This is a genomic window from Acinetobacter sp. S54 (assembly GCF_016624945.1).
Taxonomy (GTDB): Bacteria; Pseudomonadota; Gammaproteobacteria; order Pseudomonadales; family Moraxellaceae; genus Acinetobacter.
Genome location: NZ_JACVUI010000007.1, coordinates 1 through 19,065 on the forward strand (window position 1 = coordinate 1; position 19,065 = coordinate 19,065).

Sequence of the window (19,065 nt, forward strand, 5' to 3'; positions counted from 1 at the left end):
ACACCTCTAAAAGTATGTTTTCATGCTTTTTAGGTATGTTAATTTATTTTTGGTTTAGTCCTTTCATATTGCCAGAAAGGCAAACTGATGATGCAGTATATTTCATAAAATCTATTATTATTCATTACATTAAAAACAAAAAATAAAATTACTTTAAATAAGTTTCGGAGGAATCAGCGATGATCTTTCATGAAGATAATCTCATACCTTCCTATCATAAAAGGAATATTGCGTTAGACAAAAGAGAACTCTATTGTAAAGCTGAAAATGCAATAGGGGTTTAGTTGAGATAAGAAAAATTTGATTCATATATGACTAGATAATTCATTTATTGAGCATGTTTATTTTTCTACTGCTCTACTCTTTCAGAGTTTATTTTTGGATATTAAAAAGCCCTATCGATTGATAGGGCTTTCATTCATAACAGCGGATAACTGTTTGATGTGTGCAGCTTAAGCAAGCTTACTGTTAAATTGCTTGCCAAGGCATTTGGTACACGGAGGTAAACGATCAGTACCAATTTCTAAGTAAACGCGATGTCCGCATTGAACACAAAAATAGAAGCCTGTTCCAGGTTTTTCGCCAGCAGTTACCATCTTTGTTCTCCATAGATTTTAGAAATGGTATATATACTATAGCGTGATAGTTTTGATTATTTATTGACCTTTCCGACAAGTGGTGATGGCGGAAAGGTTAAGATTGATGATTCTACTATCCAATGACCAGTCCGAATCATTTTTCTTTAAGATGATAAAACCTTATAAATTCGTAGGTAATGATCGAATACATTTTGACTTACTTAAACGAGTAGAACCCTCAACGTAAATATATTGCTCAACAGTACAACTTCTTGTTTACGCTAGTTTTTCAACATCGATGATCACAGAGCTAAAAATACTTAAATTAGAGAGATACTTTTTCAAAAATGCTGATGCACAACTTTAGATTACTACTTGATTATTCCAGCCAAATAAGTATAAAACTCAGTTTTATATATTTTCACCTCATACCTAAAATTCAAATACCCTTAATAAAAAATTAATAGCGCAATCAATTAGGCATCAAAAAGAGTTTTAAAAAATTACGCAAATATATGTTTTTATTTAAAATAAAAATAAATGCTAAATAATATACTCATTACTGTTGACTGATTAAGTAAAGAATAATAGCATAATTACTCAAAACAAAGATGCAGAGAGCCAAAATGTCAAAAACAGCTTACTTTCCAAGAGCATCGCTAAACAATTGTTTAGAATTAGCTAATGCCGTTTACGATTTAAGCGGAAGTTCTTCTATCGAAATGGTCGCAGAAAAATTAGATAAAAAATTGAGTGGCGCTTTTTCAGCACTAATCGCAGCAAGTGTTTGCTTTGGCTTAATTAGTAATAGTAAAGGTCAAATAGAAATTAGTGATTATTTTAAAGAATATAAACTGGCCTACACTCCAGAAGACGAGACATATGAATTACAAAGAATTTTTCTAAACCCTCCTTTATTTGAAGAAATTTCAAAAAGATTCAATAACAAGTCTTTACCTTTAAGTCATTTTGAAAAGTTACTTATAAAAGAATTTAATGTCCCTGAAAATTATAGCTCTAGAGTTGCAAAGTATTTTGTTGATGGAGCAAAAACTTGTGGAATTCTTTCCGATGATGGATACCTTTGCATTAAGCAAGAAAAAGAAATCCATACAAATGTTATTGAAGAAAAAGACCCTCTTGAACTAGATAAAAATATAAGCTTTGAACCGACACCGACCAAATCATCTATAGATGAAGATGTTTCATATTTTACTTTTTGGATAAAAGGACCGAATACAAATGTTGAGATAACCGTAAAGGATGAAGATGATCTTGCCTATGTTGAAATTTCTCTTCGAAAAGCAAAAAAGCTTATAAGCTCAAAAGGCCAAGAGTAATAAAAAAGTGTTTATATCGCCAAATATAAACACTTATTAATCTTTCAAGGATATTAGAGCTATCCAACGAAAGGTCAGACCGAACTTTTATCACATTTGAAGACTAGCAATTCATTGTGAAATATAGATAGGCTGATGTCAAGGAGCTCTCAATAGAGGAAGTGCTATATGAAGCCACCTTTTACAGCTCCGCCAGGTTATCGGTGGGTATTTTGTAAGAGCTTCAAACATTGGCGTTCAGGTAAGGATGTATATCCTAAAACAGCTGAATGTTTTTGCTTTTTAGTTCGAATGTAAAAATTAGCCAATAGTTCACAGGTGAGCTATTGGCTCTATTTTTTAACTAAGCCACTTGGCCTTCTAAAAAGTCTTGAGCAAAACGCTGTAATACTCCACCCGCTTCATAAACAGACACTTCTTCTTCTGTATCTAAACGGCAAGTCACAGGCACTTCAACAATCTCTTCCTTACCATCTGCTGTGGCACGCTCAATCACTAAAGTTAACGTCGAACGCGGTGCAATATTACCAATCACGCTATACAGCTCAGTACCATCCAGCTTTAAGGTCTTACGGTTTACACCAGCTTTAAACTCAAGCGGTAAAACACCCATACCGACCAAATTGGTACGGTGAATACGCTCAAAACCTTCGGCAACAATCGCTTCAACCCCTGCAAGACGTACACCTTTCGCAGCCCAGTCACGACTTGAACCTTGACCATAATCCGCACCCGCCACAATGATCAACGGTTGCTTACGGTTCATGTAGGTTTCAATCGCTTCCCACATGCGCATCACTTCGCCTTCTGGCTCGACGCGCGCTTTTGAACCTTGCTTAATGGTGCCGTCTGAACGAACCACCATTTCATTAAACAGTTTCGGATTCGCAAAGGTCGCACGTTGCGTGGTTAAGTGATCACCACGATGGGTTGCATAGGAGTTAAAGTCTTCCTCAGGCACACCCATTTTCGCCAAATATTCACCAGAAGCACTGTCTAACACAATCGCATTCGATGGAGACAAGTGATCGGTGGTAATGTTGTCACCCAAGATCGCAAGCGGACGCATATTGGCTAAAGTACGTGGTGCAGCCAACGCCCCTTCCCAATACGGTGGACGGCGAATATAGGTACTCATTGGACGCCAATCATACAATGGGCTTGCCGCTTCTTCATTGACACCCAAATCAAACATCGGAATGTAGATTTTACGGAACTGCTCAGGCTTCACTGCTTCTTTCACAAGCGCATCAATTTCAGCATCCGAAGGCCAGATATCTTTCAGATAAATTGGATTACCGTCTTTGTCATTTCCGAGCGAATCTGTTTCGATATCAAAACGAATGGTTCCTGCAATCGCATACGCCACAACGAGTGGTGGAGATGCCAAAAACGCTTGTTTTGCATAGGGATGGATACGACCATCAAAGTTACGGTTACCCGAAAGTACCGCAGTCGCGTATAAGTCACGATCAATGATTTCTTGTTGAATCACTGGGTCAAGCGCGCCTGACATCCCATTACAGGTGGTACATGCGTAGGCGACGATACCAAAACCAAGTTTCTCAAGATCACCCAACACGCCTGCTTCTTCAAGATACAGCGCAGCTGCCTTAGAACCCGGTGCAAATGAAGATTTCACCCAAGGTTTACGGACCAAACCCAGTTCATTGGCTTTACGTGCCAATAGACCTGCGGCAACCGTGTTACGTGGGTTAGAAGTATTGGTACATGAGGTGATTGCAGCGATAATCACTGCGCCATCAGGAATTAAACCTTCTGCTTCTTGTGCCTTAGCAAGCTCCAAATTCCCTGCAATGCCTTTTTCTTTTAAATCAGCAGTAGACACACGTGCGTGCGGGTTTGATGGGCCTGCAATGTTACGAGTCACTGTTGAAAGGTCAAAACGAAGCACACGTGGATATGCAGCTTTGGTCATATCTGATGCCCAAAGACCAATTTCTTTGGCATACTGCTCAACCAAAGCCACTTGCGTATCTTCGCGACCCGTTAAACGTAAATAATCAATCGTGTTCTGGTCGATGTAAAACATGGCCGCAGTTGCGCCATATTCAGGCGTCATATTCGAGATGGTTGCACGGTCGCCCACAGACATGCTGTCAGCGCCTTCACCGAAGAACTCTAAATATGCACCGACGACACGCTCTTTACGTAAAAACTCGGTCAATGCCAATACGATATCCGTTGCCGTAATGCCTGCTTGTCGTTGACCAACAAACTCAACCCCGATAATGTCTGGTAGACGCATCCAAGACGCGCGGCCGAGCATTACGTTCTCAGCTTCCAAACCACCCACACCGACTGAAATGACGCCAAGCGCATCGGTATGTGGGGTATGTGAATCTGTACCAACACAGGTATCAGGGAAAGCCAAACCATCACGATTTTGAATCACTGGAGACATTTTCTCCAAGTTGATCTGATGCATGATGCCGTTGCCCGCAGGGATCACGTCGACATTTTTAAAGGCTGTTTTAGTCCACTCAATAAAGTGGAAACGGTCTTCGTTACGACGATCTTCGATTGCACGGTTTTTCTCAAACGCGTCTGGGTCAAAGCCACCGAATTCAACTGCCAAAGAGTGATCCACGATCAACTGAGTTGGAACTACAGGATTGACTTTGGATGGATCACCGCCTTTATCGGCAATCGCATCACGCAAACCTGCAAGATCAACCAGTGCAGTTTGTCCTAAAATGTCGTGACAGACTACGCGTGCTGGATACCAAGGGAAATCCAAGTCCTGACGGCGCTCAATCAATTGCTTGAGATAATTTGTTAAATGCTCTGGTTCAGCTCGACGAACCAATTGTTCTGCCAGTACTTTAGAGGTATACGGCAAAGTTTCATATGCGCCTGGCTGAATATCCTCAACGGCTTGACGCACGTCATAGTATTCAAGCTGGGTATTTGGCAGTGGTTTACGATATTGAGTATTGCTCATATTAGCCACGCTCCGCCAATGGTTTGAACTCTAAGTTTTCAGGACCAGTATAGTTAGCGCTTGGGCGAATAATCTTGCCGTCTTGACGTTGTTCAATCACGTGCGCAGACCAACCCGCAGTACGTGCAATCACGAATAATGGGGTGAACATCGCAGTTGGAACACCCATCAAGTGATAGCTCACCGCACTGAACCAGTCGAGATTCGGGAACATGTTTTTCACTTCTTTCATCACGGCTTCCAAACGTTCCGCGATCAAATACATCTTGGTGTTTTCTTGTGCTTCAGCAAGTTCACGTGCCACTTTTTTGATCACTTCGTTACGTGGATCAGAAACGGTATAGACTGGATGACCAAAACCAATCACCACTTCTTTTTTCTCAACACGGCTACGGATATCTGCTTCAGCTTCATCTGCATTGTCATAACGTTGTTGAATCACGAACGCAACTTCATTGGCACCCCCGTGTTTAGGGCCACGTAACGCACCGATACCGCCTGTGATTGCCGAGTACATGTCTGAACCTGTCCCTGCCACCACACGTGAAGTAAAGGTTGATGCATTAAACTCATGTTCTGCATACAGAATCAGAGACGTGTGCATTGCTTGAATCCATTCCTCAGATGGCGCTTCGCCATGCAGTAGATGCAAAAAATGCGCAGCAATGGAATCATCATTGGTTTCAACTTCAATACGACGACCGTTGTTACTGAAGTGATACCAGTACAACAACATTGAGCCTAAGCTTGCCATCAATTTATCAGCAATATCTTTTGCGCCCGCTTCATTGTGATCTTCATGTTCTGGGGTTAAGCAACCAAGGACGGATACACCTGTACGCATCACATCCATTGGGTGCGCAGATGGTGGGAGTTGCTCAAGTGCTGTTTTCAATGCCGCTGGTAAGCCGCGAAGTGCTTTTAATTTTGCTTTATAAGCTTTGAGTTCTGCCTTGTTAGGTAATTTGCCATGAACAAGTAAGTGCGCAACTTCTTCAAATTGGCTGCCGACCGCAAGGTCAAGAATGTCATAACCACGATAATGTAAGTCGTTACCACTGCGTCCTACGGTACATAGTGCGGTGTTGCCTGCGACTTGTCCACTGAGTGCAACTGATTTTTTTGGTTTGAAGCCTGTGGTCGTTTCATTACTGCTCATAAGATTGTCCTTTTCTATCTATTTAACTTTATTTTTGAGCAACTCAACGGAGTCGTGCCGAGTTCCCATCCTGTTTCAGGATAAACCTTCGGTTCGCCCTACCTTACAAAACGTTGTTTCTCATTTCGGGAAAAGTAGGCACAACCATTGTTAACTGCATAGCATATTTCAACCTAAATTCTTATGAATTAAGGGATTTTTTATTTTGCTTTTTCAAACGATGCATCAAGATATTGTTCAAATGCATGGTAATTAATGCGTTCATATAATTCTTGGCGGGTTTGCATGGTATCAATCACATTCTTTTGTGTGCCTTCTTTACGCAACGTCTCATAGACATTTTCTGCTGCTTTATTCATGGCACGAAATGCTGAAAGTGGATAGAGCGCAATGCTGACATCGGCAGAAGCCAGTTCTTCTGTGGTAAACAATGGCGTAGAACCAAATTCAGTGATATTGGCTAAAATAGGTACTTTGGTTGCATTTGCAAACTGTTTATACATGGCAAGTTCAGTGATCGCTTCTGGGAACAACATATCTGCACCTGCTTCAATATAGGCACCTGCACGATCAATTGCCGCCTGTAAACCTTCAACGGCCAAAGCATCGGTACGTGCCAAGATCACGAAATTTTCGTCAGTACGCGCATCTACTGCTGCCTTAATACGATCGACCATTTCCTGTTGTGTCACAATCGCTTTATTTGGACGGTGACCGCAACGTTTTGCACCCACTTGATCTTCAATATGCATAGCGGCTGCGCCAAACTTAATCATTGACTTCGTCGTGCGCGCGATATTAAAAGCAGAAGCACCAAAACCTGTGTCGACATCGACCAATAATGGTAAATCACAAACATCGGTAATGCGGCGCACATCGGTCAAGACATCATCAAGGTTACTAATCCCCAAATCTGGCAACCCCAAAGAACCTGCAGCAACACCACCACCCGATAAATAAATCGCTTTATAGCCTGCACGTTTTGCTAGTAACGCATGGTTCGCATTAATCGCACCAACCACTTGTAACGGATGCTCAGCGGCAATTGCTTCTCTAAATTTTTGACCTGCGGATGATATTGACATGAATTTTTTGCTCCTTGTCTTTAAAACTGATCTATAAAAAATGGGTTAAATAAGATGTTGCTGAATATTGCGATAAGATGAAGCAATGTGGCGGCGCATAAGAAGCTCGGCCAGCTCTGCATCGCCATCTGCAATAGCATCTAAAATACGAATATGTTCAGAAAGGGCTTTGTGTGGACGATTTGGTGTTTTTGAATATTGCACCCGATACATACGAATCAGATGATATAACTCATCACAAAGCATTTTTTCCAGAGTTTTATTGCCACAATTTTTGATGATGCAATAATGAAAATCATCCTGACCTTCTTGCAGGTAATAGCCTTTCCCTTCCTTAAAATTGGAATCCTGTGCATGTAAATGTAGTACTTCACGTAAATTTAGGATTTGTTGTTTATCGATACTTTGCGCTGCTAAACGACAGGCTAAGCCTTCTAGGCTTTCACGAATTTGATATAACTCAAAAAGCTGTTGGTGTGATAAAGACACCACGCGCGCACCGACATGGGCAGTTCGCTCCACCAGTTTCTGCCCTTCCAGACGATGAATCGCCTCACGTAACGGCCCACGGCTAATGCCATAAACACGAGCCAGTTCAGGTTCAGAAATTTTACTACCTGGAGCAATATCTCCACTGACAATCGCGGTCTGGATTTTCTTAAAAATTTGATCAGTCAGTGTTATCGAATTTAACTCTTTAACGGATTGATTCATTTCATCAGCCACAACATTGTCAACAATTCATATTCAATACCCCAAAAATAAAGGTTTAATTTGTTAAAATCAACAATATTGTCAACAATTATGCTTTCGTATAATAACCATTAAATTTCACCAAAAGCATCTTCAAACAAAAAAACATTAAATTTCAATATCTTACGTTTTTCAAAGCAATGAGGTTCTGCTACAGCTCTGATGCAAATGATAGAACAATGCGAATCAAAGGTTGTAGATCAATATAAATTCAAGATTAAACGACAAAAAATAAGAAAATCGCCCCTCAAAAGCTGTGAGGAAACCGATATTAAAAATCGATATCAATGACGGTTATACCTTCCGTTACATAAACACCAAGGGGCAACTGTTGAATCATGTTTTTAAATCATTGACCATGGTATTTCATAAATCAGATAAGTGATAAATCGTCATGATAGATGAAGAACAACCGCTGAATTTCGACGATGATAACGAACCTTTAGATTTTGAAGATGAAGAGTTTATCGATGATAAAAAAGAAGATGAGCTTTATAATAGCATCACCAAAGATGGTTCAAGTGTTGATCCAGCCGATGATGGCGAACGTCATATTCGCCCAGAGGATGGAGACCCTATAGAAGTCGAAGAATAAATTCATTCTGTTTGATATAGCTCAACGTAATGTTGGGCTTTATTTTTTTATCTATAAAAATTAAGACAGATTAAGCTAGTCATTACGCTTTAAGACATAGTAAAGCAAACCAAAAATAGTGATAATATAACCCGCTTAAATAACAGCTTTATTTTTTGAGTGAAAATTCAGAACGAGTTACAAATCGAGTAACACTAAAGCCAATAATTTAATATCTAATTAATTCTCAAAAGGTTGCAATAGACATGCTTCTGATGATCGACAATTACGACTCCTTTACGTATAACATCGTCCAATATTTTGGCGAGTTAAACCAAGACGTTAAAGTAGTTCGCAATGACCAAGTCACATTAGAGGACATTGAACGATGGCAACCAAAGTATTTGGTGGTGGGTCCTGGCCCTTGCTCCCCGACTGAAGCAGGTATTTCGGTTCCTGCCATTCATCATTTCGCGGGGAAAATTCCATTACTTGGTGTCTGTTTAGGACATCAAGCGATTGGACAGGCCTTGGGTGGCAATATTATTCGTGCCAAAACAGTGATGCATGGTCGTTTATCAGATATGCATCATATTGATAAAGGTATCTTTAGTAATTTGCCATCACCCTTTTCAGCGACACGTTATCACTCTTTAGTGATCGAACAGGAAACCTTACCTGAGTGTCTGGAAGTGACCTGTTGGACCAATCAAGCCGATGGTTCTATGGAAGAAATTATGGGTGTTAAACATAAGACATTACCTATTGAAGGTGTGCAGTTTCATCCTGAATCTATTCTTAGCCAGCATGGACACCAAATCTTCAAGAATTTTTTAGAGATTTATGCATAAATGGATATTCAACAAGCTTTAAACCACATCACCAAAAATATTCATCTGACCCAGCCACAAATGGAAGATGTGATGCGTAGCATCATGCAGGGTGAAGCGACTGAAGCGCAAATTGGCGCGCTTATGATGGGGCTTCGGATGAAAGGTGAAAGTATTGATGAAATTACCGCAGCAGCGCGTGTCATGCGCGAGTTTGCGATTAAAATTGATGTGAGCGATATTCACTATTTAGTTGATATCGTTGGTACGGGTGGCGATGGTCAAAACCTGTTTAATGTATCAACTGCATCTAGCTTTGTGATTGCAGCTGCGGGGGCAACCATTGCCAAACACGGCAACCGTGGTGTTTCAAGTAAATCAGGTTCCTCTGACTTGTTAGAGCAAGCAGGCATTAATCTTGATCTGAATATGCAGCAAACCGAACGCTGTATCCGTGAAATGGGAGTCGGTTTCCTCTTTGCACCTAATCATCACAAAGCCATGAAATATGCCGTAGGCCCTCGCCGTGAACTGGGCATTCGCAGTATTTTTAATTTACTCGGCCCGCTTACGAATCCCGCAGGAGTAAAACGTTTTGTGATTGGAGTATTTTCAGATGAATTATGCCGCCCTATTGCCGAAGTAATGAAACAACTTGGCGCAGAGCATGTCATGGTTGTTCATTCCAAAGATGGATTGGATGAAATTAGCCTCGCATCACAAACCTATATTGCCGAACTTAAAAATGGTGAAATCATTGAGTGGGTCTTAAATCCTGAGGATGTGGATATTCCATCCCAAACTTTAACCGGTTTAATTGTGGAAGATTCTGGTGCCAGCCTCAAATTGATTAAAGATGCTTTAGGTCGTAAGAAATCTGAAATTGGTGAAAAAGCTGCAAATATGATTGCCCTAAATGCTGGTGCAGGTATTTATGTATCCGGGCTCACGACTAGCTATAAACAAGGCGTAGCTTTGGCTCATGACATTATTTATGGCGGACAGGCACTGGAAAAAATGAGTATCCTGTCCGAATTCACCAAGGCATTAAAACAATACGCAAACCAGTGAGGTTATCCAGATGATTCAGATTCAAAATACCATTTTGGGTAAAATCGTTGATCGTAAACACCAAGAATTGGCAAATCGTTTAAAACAACGTAGCCTCAAAGATGTAGAAGAATGGGCAAAACAAGCAACGCCTGTTCGTGGTTTTGCCCAGTCCTTGCGTAGTAAACAACCAGGGGTAATTGCTGAGATCAAAAAAGCGTCACCCTCTAAAGGCATAATTCGTGCTGACTTTAATCCCGCTGAGATTGCAGCACAATATGAACAGGCAGGTGCTGCATGTTTATCTGTATTAACTGATGTTGATTTTTTTCAGGGCGCCGATGAAAATATTGCAATCGCTCGCCAGCATTGTCTTTTGCCTGCATTGCGTAAAGACTTTTTGGTTGATCCTTACAATGTCATTGAAGCGCGTGCCTTACAGGCGGATTGTATTCTTTTGATTGTGGCTTGTTTATCAGATCAACAGCTCGAAGAAATGTCTAAAACAGCTTTTGACTATCATTTAGATGTCTTGGTTGAAGTTCACGATGAAGAAGAGCTAGAACGTGCACTCAAGCTTTCTGAACAGTGCTTGCTGGGCGTGAACAATCGTAATCTTAAAACATTTGATGTTGATTTAAATACCAGTTTGCGTTTAAAGAAATTGCTCGACCCATCCCGTCTATTGGTCACTGAAAGTGGGATTGCGATACCTGCGGATGTCAATATGATGCAACAACATGATATTCATGCATTTTTGGTGGGTGAAAGTTTTATGAAACAACCACGACCAGATTTGGCATTTACAGAGCTGTTTGGAGTGCCTGAACACGTTTAATCATTTGTAATAAATAGGTTCTATAAAACAGTTAAGGAGGGTCAATCATCTTTAACTGTTTATCAACAATATAAAATTAAATAAAAGTTGAGATTCGTTTTTGAATAAAATCATCATTCGCTCTGAACAGGCAAAAGATATTGCTGAAATTTCAGAAGTTATTCGATTAGCCTTTTTAAATTCTGAATACTCAAGTCATACAGAACAATTTATTGTCAATTCACTACGTCAGAATGACGTATTAACGCTTTCTCTTGTTGCTGAAATCGATCATATCCTTGTGGGACATATCGCTATTTCTCCTGTACAACTTTCAACGCATGAATTAGGTTGGTATGGATTTGGTCCAGTTTCTATTTTACCCAAAATGCAGAAACAAGGTATTGGTTCACAACTGATACTTTCAGCTTTGGAAATGCTTAAAGATCTAAAAGCAAAAGGCTGTGTTTTATTAGGTGATCCAAATTACTATCATCGCTTTGGTTTTAAATCTTATGCTGAACTCATTCTAAAGGATGTACCCGCACAATATTTTCAGGCAATCAGTTTTAATAAAAATATTCCTCAAGCAATCGTGACGTATCATTCAGCATTTAATGCAACAGAATAACTTTATTCTCAGTTTTAAATCATGAACTTGTAATATAACTTGGACTGAATCCAATTTAGTTCAAATTTTTCTATATTTCAGACTATAATCGATAACCAAATATTTATTCTCTTATGCTATTTTTTCGCAATTATGAGCAAACACGATACCTCCCTCTCCAAAGCCCAACAGGATTTGTTAAAGCAGTTTAAAAAACAAATTTCTACGGGACAGGAAAAGTCTGTCAACAAACAAACTTCAAATAAACAGCCTATTTATAACGGCCCCGAAACAGAGCCAGAAGATGACAGCCAGCTGTTTAACAAAGCCTTGCACGGCGTAAAGCCCATTGATCGTGGCAACATTGCTCATGTTCAACCCAATCGCACTAAAAAAATCGATGCACAAACATTGGCAAAACGTGCAGCGGCAGAAGGTAGTTTTGAAACAGAAAATGCGGAACTTTCTGATACTCAAGCGGTACTCAACCCAGTTGCCAGTCAGGCCAGCCTAAGCTATCGCATTGCTACCTTACAGCACAAAGTTTTTGAAGATTTAAAAGCAGGAAAATTACGCTGGTTTGAAGCAGTAGATTTACATGGTTGTACTGTTGAACAGGCACGTTCGGCCGTTCTACAAATTATTCAGATGGCAAAATCTGAAAATCAAAATGTGATTAAAATTGTGCATGGCAAAGGCCCAGAAGCCATTTTGAAAACCTATGTAAATGGCTGGTTACGTCAGCATCGCGATGTGTTGGCTTTTGTCAGTGCCCCTGAAAATCAAGGTGGAACAGGAGCTGTTCTGGTTTTACTCAAACGATCGGAAAAGAATCCAAAATATGAACAAACGAAATGATTTGGTTAAATCATTTCGTTATATCAAATACTTGCAATAACTCAGCGACTACAGCAATCGCAATCATTGCAGGCTTTTTAGAGGTAATTCCATCAATTCCAATTGGACAAACCAATTGTTCAAGCTGCGTTGAACTGTATCCTCTGGCCTGCATCCGCTTTTCAAAAATCGCACGTTTACTTTTCGAACCAATCATTCCCACGTAAGCAAACGATTGCTGAGTGGGTTTCAGAGCTTCAAAACATAATTGCAAATCCAGCTGGTGGTCGTGCGTTAGAATCAGAATTGCACCATCTCGGTCAAAATGAGTAATTTCAAGTGCAGGTAAATCAGTACTAATACAACGGATCTGATCTTGCAAATCCAGCGGGAAAATATGATCGCGATTATCAACCCAAGTAACCTGTACATCAAGAGGTAATAAACAGCGTACGATCGCCTCTCCCACATGTCCTGCACCTAAAATCATGACTTTCATAGCATAGGGCTGAATAATTTGTCGCCATTGCCAGTGCTCATCATTTCGTTGCCAATCCGCTTGTAATGCCTGCATGGGATGATCAGCACTATACCAAACCGATGCCTGCTGATCCGATACATGTCGAACAATATTTTGCCCATTTTGCCATGCTTTTTGAGAGACGATGAGATCATAACAATTTAATCTAGCTCCGATTCTTTCAAAAAGTAGCCACATCACGCCACCACAGCATTGTCCCAAACGAGCACTTAAATTAAACCGTTCAGTAAATCGCTGACGAACTTCATGACCCAACAACATATCTTTGGCAATATCAATCGCCTGAAATTCTAAATGCCCACCACCAATCGTATCGGACTGTTGTATTTGTTGCTGCTGATCTAAACCTAACACCATGGTCGCTCCTACTTCACGTGGGGTAGAACCATCAGCACGAACCACTGTAACCAGTACCACAGGACGTCTTTGTTGCTGCCAGTCAACAAAATCTCGCCACCATTGTAAATATTGTTGCATAACGCTAAGTCACTATCACAATTTAGGCTGCGGATGATCGGCTAAGGCACGACCACGACCTATCGAGATTGCGCGTAAAATTTCTTCTGCTGTAGCAGGTGCATTTAGCTCAAGGGTTGCATCGACAGGGATCGCAGCTTGTAGAGCTTGTCGAATAGCAGAAAAAACCGAAAGCCCCAACATAAAAGGTGGCTCACCGACAGCTTTAGAGCGATAAATGGTATCTGCTGGATTTTCATTATCAAAAAGTTTGACGTTGAATACATGGGGAATATCAACACTGGTGGGGATTTTATAGGTCGATGGTGCATGAGTAAATAATCGTCCCGCATGTCTGCCTTGTGGTTGCCAATACAATTCTTCGGTGGTCAACCAGCCCATGCCCTGAATAAAGCCGCCTTCAATCTGACCAATATCAATTGCCGGATTAATCGAACGTCCAACATCATGCAAAATATCAGCACGCAATACTTTCATTTCACCCGTCAAGGTATCAATTGCGACCTCACTTACTGCTGCACCATAAGCATAGTAGAAAAATGGACGACCCAAATGATTCACCTGATCATAATGAATTTCTGGGGTTTTATAAAATCCACTGTCCCAAAGTTGAACGCGCGCCATATAAGCACGATTGACTAAATCTGGAAATGTCCATGATTGCCCGTTTTCCGTACTCACTCTGTTATTTTCAAAGTGAATGCTTTCGATATCACTTTGACTGATTTCAGCAGCCAATTTGGCTAAACGCTCGCGGATCTTACTACATGCATTTTGTACAGCTTTACCATTTAAATCCGCACCACTTGAAGCCGCAGTTGCAGAAGTATTAGGAACCCGAGAAGTGTCTGTCGCAATCAAACGAACACTTTCAATGCTTAAACCAAGTTCATGTGCGGCGACCTGACGCACTTTCGTATAAAGGCCCTGCCCCATTTCTGTACCACCATGCGTAATAGCAACGGTCCCATCCATATATACATAGACCAGTGCACCAGCTTGGTTGTAATGCACAGCATTAAAAGAAATTCCAAACATCAAAGGGGTTAAAGCAATGCCCCGCTTAATCGTATCGTGATCTTGATTAAACTGCTCAATCGCTTGCTTACGTTTAAAATACTGGCTGCTTTTTAATAATTCCTCGACAATTTTTGGCGCAACATTGTCCCGAACTTCCGCACCATAATGCATATGATCGCGGCCATTGCCGGATTTTTCAGCAAAAAAGTTACGCTGACGCACTAAAACTGGATCACATTTTAAATAACGGGCAATATCATCGATAATATTTTCAATGACAAACATCCCCTGCGGCCCACCAAAACCTCGATAAGCAGTATTCGATACAGTATTGGTTTTGCAACGTAAGTTGCGTAATTGCACAGCATTTAGATAATAGGCATTTCCAATATGACAAATGGCGCGTTCATTCACTGGACCTGACAAATCAGCTGAAAAACCGCAGTTGGAAGCTAGCTGAACTTTTAAGCCTTGTAAAACTCCTTGATCATCAAATGCGACAGACCACTCGTAGGCAAAACCATGTCGTTTTCCCGTCGAGCTCATGTCATCATCACGATCTAAACGTAATTTGCATGGGCGACTCGATTTCTGCGCAGCCAGTGAAGCGATACAAGCCCACTGTGCAGATTGCGACTCCTTACCTCCAAAACCGCCCCCCATACGGCGCGCTTCCACACTCACCTGATGCATGTGAAAGCCCAGAGCATGACAAATCAGCAATTGCATTTCAGTTGGATGTTGAGTCGAACAATAAACTTTTAAAGTCTGATCTTCTTGTGGAACAGCATAAGAAATCTGACCTTCCAGATAAAAATGCTCTTGTCCGCCTAGTTCAATTGAACCCGAAAGTTGATGCACAGCACTTTGAAATGCTTGCTCCACATCTCCATGACTAAACTCTACAGGTGGCAACACCCATGATTGTTGTTCAATCGCGTCTTTAATACTCAAGATAGGCGTTTCTGGTTCATATTCAATTTGGGCTAAACGTACCGCTCGGCGCGCCTGCTGATAACTTGTTGCAGCGACTACAAATAAAGCCTGCCCATAAAACTCAACCTGATCTTTGGCAAAAATCGGATCATCCTTAACAATCGGTCCCCAGTTATTTTCAATCGTGACATCATCGGCGGTATAGACAGCAAATACGCCCTCTGCTCGACGCACAGCCTCCAGATCAAACTTACTGATTTTGCCTTTAGCGCATTGTGAAAACCCCACAGCCAGATGCAATGTATTCTCAAGCTCTGGGAGATCATCGATATAAGTTGCCTGCCCTGTAACATGTAAATGTGCACTTTCGTGTGGAATCGAGTGGCCAGCTTTGGCGGAGGGTTTTAATCCCTTAAGTTCGATGGACTGATTCATCTTACACCTCCACCATCGCAATTAAATCTTCGACACGGGTGAGTGTCCTTGCCTGAATTTTTTCGATATAAAAGCGCTGTAAACAATTCTGTGCAACGTGTAAACGATAGGCGCTACTGGCGCGACCATCACTCAACGGCTGAAAATCCTGTGTCAATGCAATTTGTGCTTGTTCAATCAACTCAGGCGTCATGATTTGACCCAATAGCACTTTCTCAGTATTCAACGCCCGTTTTGGAATTGCCGCCATCCCACCAAATGCGATCTTGATTGCTTGAACCCTTTTGCTGTCATCTAATTCACAGCTTAAAGCCGCACAAACAGCAGAAATATCCTGCTCAAAACGTTTAGAAATTTTATACGTAGCAAATTTAAAATAAGAACGAGGCATAACAACGGGAATTAAAATTGCTTCGACAAACTCCCCTACTTGCAACGCGGTTTTTTGATAATCCAGATAAAAATCAGATAGGGTTATTTCACGACTTTGTTCACCACAACGCAGACGTAACTTGGTATCCAATGTAATTAATGCAGGCATGGAATCCCCGATTGGCGAACCATTGGCGATATTTCCACCTAAAGTCCCTGCATTTTTGATCGGCATCGAAGCAAAACGACGTTGTAATTCGGCAAAATCGGGATAGAGCCCAGAAATTTTCGAGAATGCATCACTTAAACTGACATTCGCCCCGATTTCTAGCACTTCGTCTTGAACCGTAATATGTTTTAATTCTTTCACTTGGCCAATATATAACATATCCCCCAAGTTCCGGCCAAGCTTGGTAACCCATAACCCAACGTCGGTACTGCCTGCAATAATTCGTGCTTCTGGGTATTGCTGACGTAATTTAGCAAATTCCTGCAAGGTTTTAGGGGCAAAAAATTGTTGTCCATGATCACAAACTTGTAAAGAAGGTAATGCTTGAATTTCGGTCAATACTTCAATTACTTTTTGACGTTCGAGTTCTAAACGCGGGTAAACATAAGCCTGTTGTGCTGCCTCTAAAATTGGGCGATAACCCGTGCAACGGCACAAATTCCCAGAAATGTAATCACTAATTATATTTTTATTAGGCGCATTAGTTTCATTTTCATACATGGACCATAACGACATAATAAAGCCTGGTGTGCAAAAGCCGCATTGTGAACCGTGATGATCGACCATAGCTTGTTGCACTGGATGTAGATCTGATTCAGCGTTCAATGTTAGGGCTTTTAAATCTTCGACAGTAAAAAGCGCCTTACCATCCAGCGTGGGTAAAAACTGGATGCAAGCATTAACGCTACGCAGTTGCAATTGGTCATTAACCAACTCTCCAACCACCACAGTACACGCGCCACAATCACCCTCTGCACAGCCTTCTTTGGTTCCAGTTTGACGTGTTTTTTCAGCCGAAATATATTCACGTAAATATTGTAAAACGGTCGTGGTCGGAGCGAGCGTTTCAATGTGCTGGCGTTGTCCTCGAAAATAAAACGTGATGGGACGTGCTGACATTTTCTATCCTTTTTACTGTGGTATCCAGATACTTTTCCATGAGCAATTACAATGCCATTTTGCTTGTGATCAACTGATTTTCACAGGATTTAATATCCTATATAAGATTTTATATATATCTTTCAAATGGATTAAAATCAGAAACTTCACTACTCAGTTTTAACAGACTTTTAAGCAAAAAATGAATAAAAAATTGTATGTGATGAAATATCAACCGCGATCAAACTGAATTTTATTCAGCTTTTATGAATTGACTCTCATTGGAATAAATATCCTGCAAAGTTACATGACCCACTTGTTAGGTTTTCTGATACAATGCCGAGCTTGTTTATTAGAGTAAGCCTATACGTCTTATGTCAATGCAGCAATCCTATGCAAATATTCTGACCGCAGTCGGTGAGGATTTAAATCGTCCTGGGCTTAAAGATACCCCTATTCGAGCTGCCAAGGCATTTTCTTTTTTGACCTCTGGCTATGGCAAAACACTGGAAGAAGTCACTAATAGTGCCGTTTTTCCATCAGACAATCACGAAATGGTTTTGGTTAAAAATATTGAATTTTATTCTCTATGTGAACACCATCTCTTGCCATTTTACGGACGTGTACATATTGCCTATTTACCTGAAGGTAAAGTATTAGGTTTATCAAAGTTTGCCCGCATTACTGAAATGTTTGCACGTCGCTTACAAATTCAGGAAAATCTAACTCAGCAAATTGCAGAAGCGGTACTTGAAGTGACGCAAGCACGTGGTGTTGCTGTTATGATTGATTCAGCTCATATGTGTATGATGATGCGTGGCGTAGGCAAACAAGAATCTACTACACGTACAGTTTCTTTTTTAGGTGATTTTAAAACTGATAAAGACGTTCGTCGTGAGTTTTTAAGTGCAGTACCTGAAAGTTATTAACTTTATGTCGTAATTTGAATCAATCAGCCAGACAATACAATAAAGTCTGGCGATTTTATACATTAACGAAGTGATAATTAAGGTAGATCGTTAGTGGAATTTTTTGATTTTTTACTAAGCTTTGAACATTATCTCCCTGTTTTGATTCAGCAATATGGGCTATGGATTTATGCCATATTGTTTCTGATTATTTTTTGTGAAACTGCTTTTGTTTTCATGTTTTTTCTACCCGGAGATAGTCTGCTTCTTGCAGTTGGTGCACTTTGTGCGACTGTACAGTTGATGAATCTAAGTTTTGTTATTATCTTGCTTTCGATTGCTGCCACACTAGGCTATATGGTGAATTATCATATTGGACGTCGTATGGGAGTTCGTATCTTTGAGATCAAATCACGTTTTATTAAACATGAACATTTACTTAAGACCCATGATTACTTTAAACGGCATGGCGCATTAACAATTTTGGTCGCACGTTTTATTCCTTTTGTACGTTCTTTTGCACCGTTTGCGGCAGGCTCGAGTGCCATGAAATACACTGTTTTTTCCATATATAATGTGATTGGAGCTTTTATCTGGATTGCCTTACTGGTCACAGTAGGTTACTTGTTAGGCCATACCGTTATGTTTATTGGTGATATAGAATAACCCT

17 protein-coding genes are annotated in these 19,065 nt (G+C 40.6%); 9 read left to right on the forward strand and 8 right to left on the reverse strand.

The genetic code is table 11. From position 1 onward, the window contains the following. Positions 1–452: 452 nt before the first annotated feature. Complete coding sequence (locus tag IAE20_RS11155; RefSeq protein WP_004929145.1) at positions 453–596, reverse strand: zinc ribbon-containing protein; 144 nt, start codon at positions 594–596, stop codon at positions 453–455. A gap of 608 nt (positions 597–1,204) precedes the next feature. Between IAE20_RS11155 and IAE20_RS11160 the strand changes: the two genes are divergently transcribed. Continuing rightward, positions 1,205–1,918 (forward strand): hypothetical protein, encoded by a 714-nt coding sequence (locus tag IAE20_RS11160; RefSeq protein WP_200482052.1) that lies wholly within the window; start codon positions 1,205–1,207, stop codon positions 1,916–1,918. A 343-nt stretch (positions 1,919–2,261) separates the two neighbouring features. On the opposite strand, the gene acnD is transcribed toward IAE20_RS11160, so the two are convergent. The 4 genes from acnD to IAE20_RS11180 form a co-directional block, all read right to left on the reverse strand. Next, entirely contained in the window at positions 2,262–4,883 is a 2,622-nt protein-coding gene (acnD, locus tag IAE20_RS11165) for a Fe/S-dependent 2-methylisocitrate dehydratase AcnD (protein ID WP_200482053.1), read from the reverse strand. A gap of 1 nt (position 4,884) precedes the next feature. Beyond that, positions 4,885–6,042, reverse strand: coding sequence for a 2-methylcitrate synthase (prpC, locus tag IAE20_RS11170; protein WP_200482054.1), 1,158 nt, complete (start codon positions 6,040–6,042; stop codon positions 4,885–4,887). A gap of 200 nt (positions 6,043–6,242) precedes the next feature. After that, the gene (gene prpB / locus IAE20_RS11175; protein ID WP_200482055.1) at positions 6,243–7,127 is read right to left on the reverse strand and encodes a methylisocitrate lyase; all 885 of its coding nucleotides are present in this window, start codon (positions 7,125–7,127) and stop codon (positions 6,243–6,245) included. A gap of 45 nt (positions 7,128–7,172) precedes the next feature. Further along, entirely contained in the window at positions 7,173–7,841 is a 669-nt protein-coding gene (locus IAE20_RS11180; RefSeq protein WP_200460833.1) for a GntR family transcriptional regulator, read from the reverse strand. A gap of 433 nt (positions 7,842–8,274) precedes the next feature. Here IAE20_RS11180 and IAE20_RS11185 point away from each other — a divergent pair, with 433 nt between their 5' ends. From IAE20_RS11185 to IAE20_RS11210, 6 genes are all read left to right on the forward strand, one after another. After that, positions 8,275–8,475, forward strand: coding sequence for a hypothetical protein (locus IAE20_RS11185; protein WP_200460834.1), 201 nt, complete (start codon positions 8,275–8,277; stop codon positions 8,473–8,475). A gap of 245 nt (positions 8,476–8,720) precedes the next feature. Further along, entirely contained in the window at positions 8,721–9,305 is a 585-nt protein-coding gene (locus IAE20_RS11190; protein WP_200482056.1) for an anthranilate synthase component II, read from the forward strand. Beyond that, a complete protein-coding gene (gene trpD, locus IAE20_RS11195; protein ID WP_200460836.1) occupies positions 9,306–10,355 on the forward strand; it encodes an anthranilate phosphoribosyltransferase in 1,050 nt (349 codons plus the stop codon). 10 nt (positions 10,356–10,365) lie between these two features. Next, entirely contained in the window at positions 10,366–11,172 is an 807-nt protein-coding gene (gene trpC, locus IAE20_RS11200; RefSeq protein ID WP_200482057.1) for an indole-3-glycerol phosphate synthase TrpC, read from the forward strand. A 100-nt stretch (positions 11,173–11,272) separates the two neighbouring features. After that, complete coding sequence (locus IAE20_RS11205; RefSeq protein ID WP_200482058.1) at positions 11,273–11,782, forward strand: GNAT family N-acetyltransferase; 510 nt, start codon at positions 11,273–11,275, stop codon at positions 11,780–11,782. Positions 11,783–11,914: 132 nt separating this feature from the next. Continuing rightward, positions 11,915–12,619 (forward strand): Smr/MutS family protein, encoded by a 705-nt coding sequence (locus IAE20_RS11210; RefSeq protein ID WP_200482059.1) that lies wholly within the window; start codon positions 11,915–11,917, stop codon positions 12,617–12,619. A 10-nt stretch (positions 12,620–12,629) separates the two neighbouring features. Here the strand turns inward: IAE20_RS11210 and xdhC are convergent, their stop codons facing one another. The 3 genes from xdhC to xdhA are packed head-to-tail and all read right to left on the reverse strand — an operon-like array spanning position 12,630 to position 17,508. Then, on the reverse strand, positions 12,630–13,616 hold the full coding sequence (gene xdhC / locus IAE20_RS11215) for a xanthine dehydrogenase accessory protein XdhC (RefSeq protein WP_200482060.1): 987 nt from the start codon (positions 13,614–13,616) through the stop codon (positions 12,630–12,632). A gap of 15 nt (positions 13,617–13,631) precedes the next feature. Next, positions 13,632–16,007, reverse strand: a complete 2,376-nt coding sequence (gene xdhB / locus IAE20_RS11220; RefSeq protein WP_200482061.1) for a xanthine dehydrogenase molybdopterin binding subunit — start codon at positions 16,005–16,007, stop codon at positions 13,632–13,634. A gap of 1 nt (position 16,008) precedes the next feature. Further along, positions 16,009–17,508 carry a xanthine dehydrogenase small subunit gene (gene xdhA / locus IAE20_RS11225; protein ID WP_200482062.1) on the reverse strand — a complete coding sequence of 500 codons (1,500 nt, stop codon included), beginning with the start codon at positions 17,506–17,508 and terminating at the stop codon, positions 16,009–16,011. Between the two features lie 359 nt (positions 17,509–17,867). Here xdhA and folE point away from each other — a divergent pair, with 359 nt between their 5' ends. Both folE and IAE20_RS11235 read left to right on the forward strand, forming a co-directional pair. Next, positions 17,868–18,416 carry a GTP cyclohydrolase I FolE gene (folE, locus tag IAE20_RS11230; protein WP_200460843.1) on the forward strand — a complete coding sequence of 183 codons (549 nt, stop codon included), beginning with the start codon at positions 17,868–17,870 and terminating at the stop codon, positions 18,414–18,416. A 93-nt stretch (positions 18,417–18,509) separates the two neighbouring features. Then, entirely contained in the window at positions 18,510–19,061 is a 552-nt protein-coding gene (locus IAE20_RS11235) for a VTT domain-containing protein (RefSeq protein WP_200460844.1), read from the forward strand. Positions 19,062–19,065 lie beyond the last annotated feature (4 nt).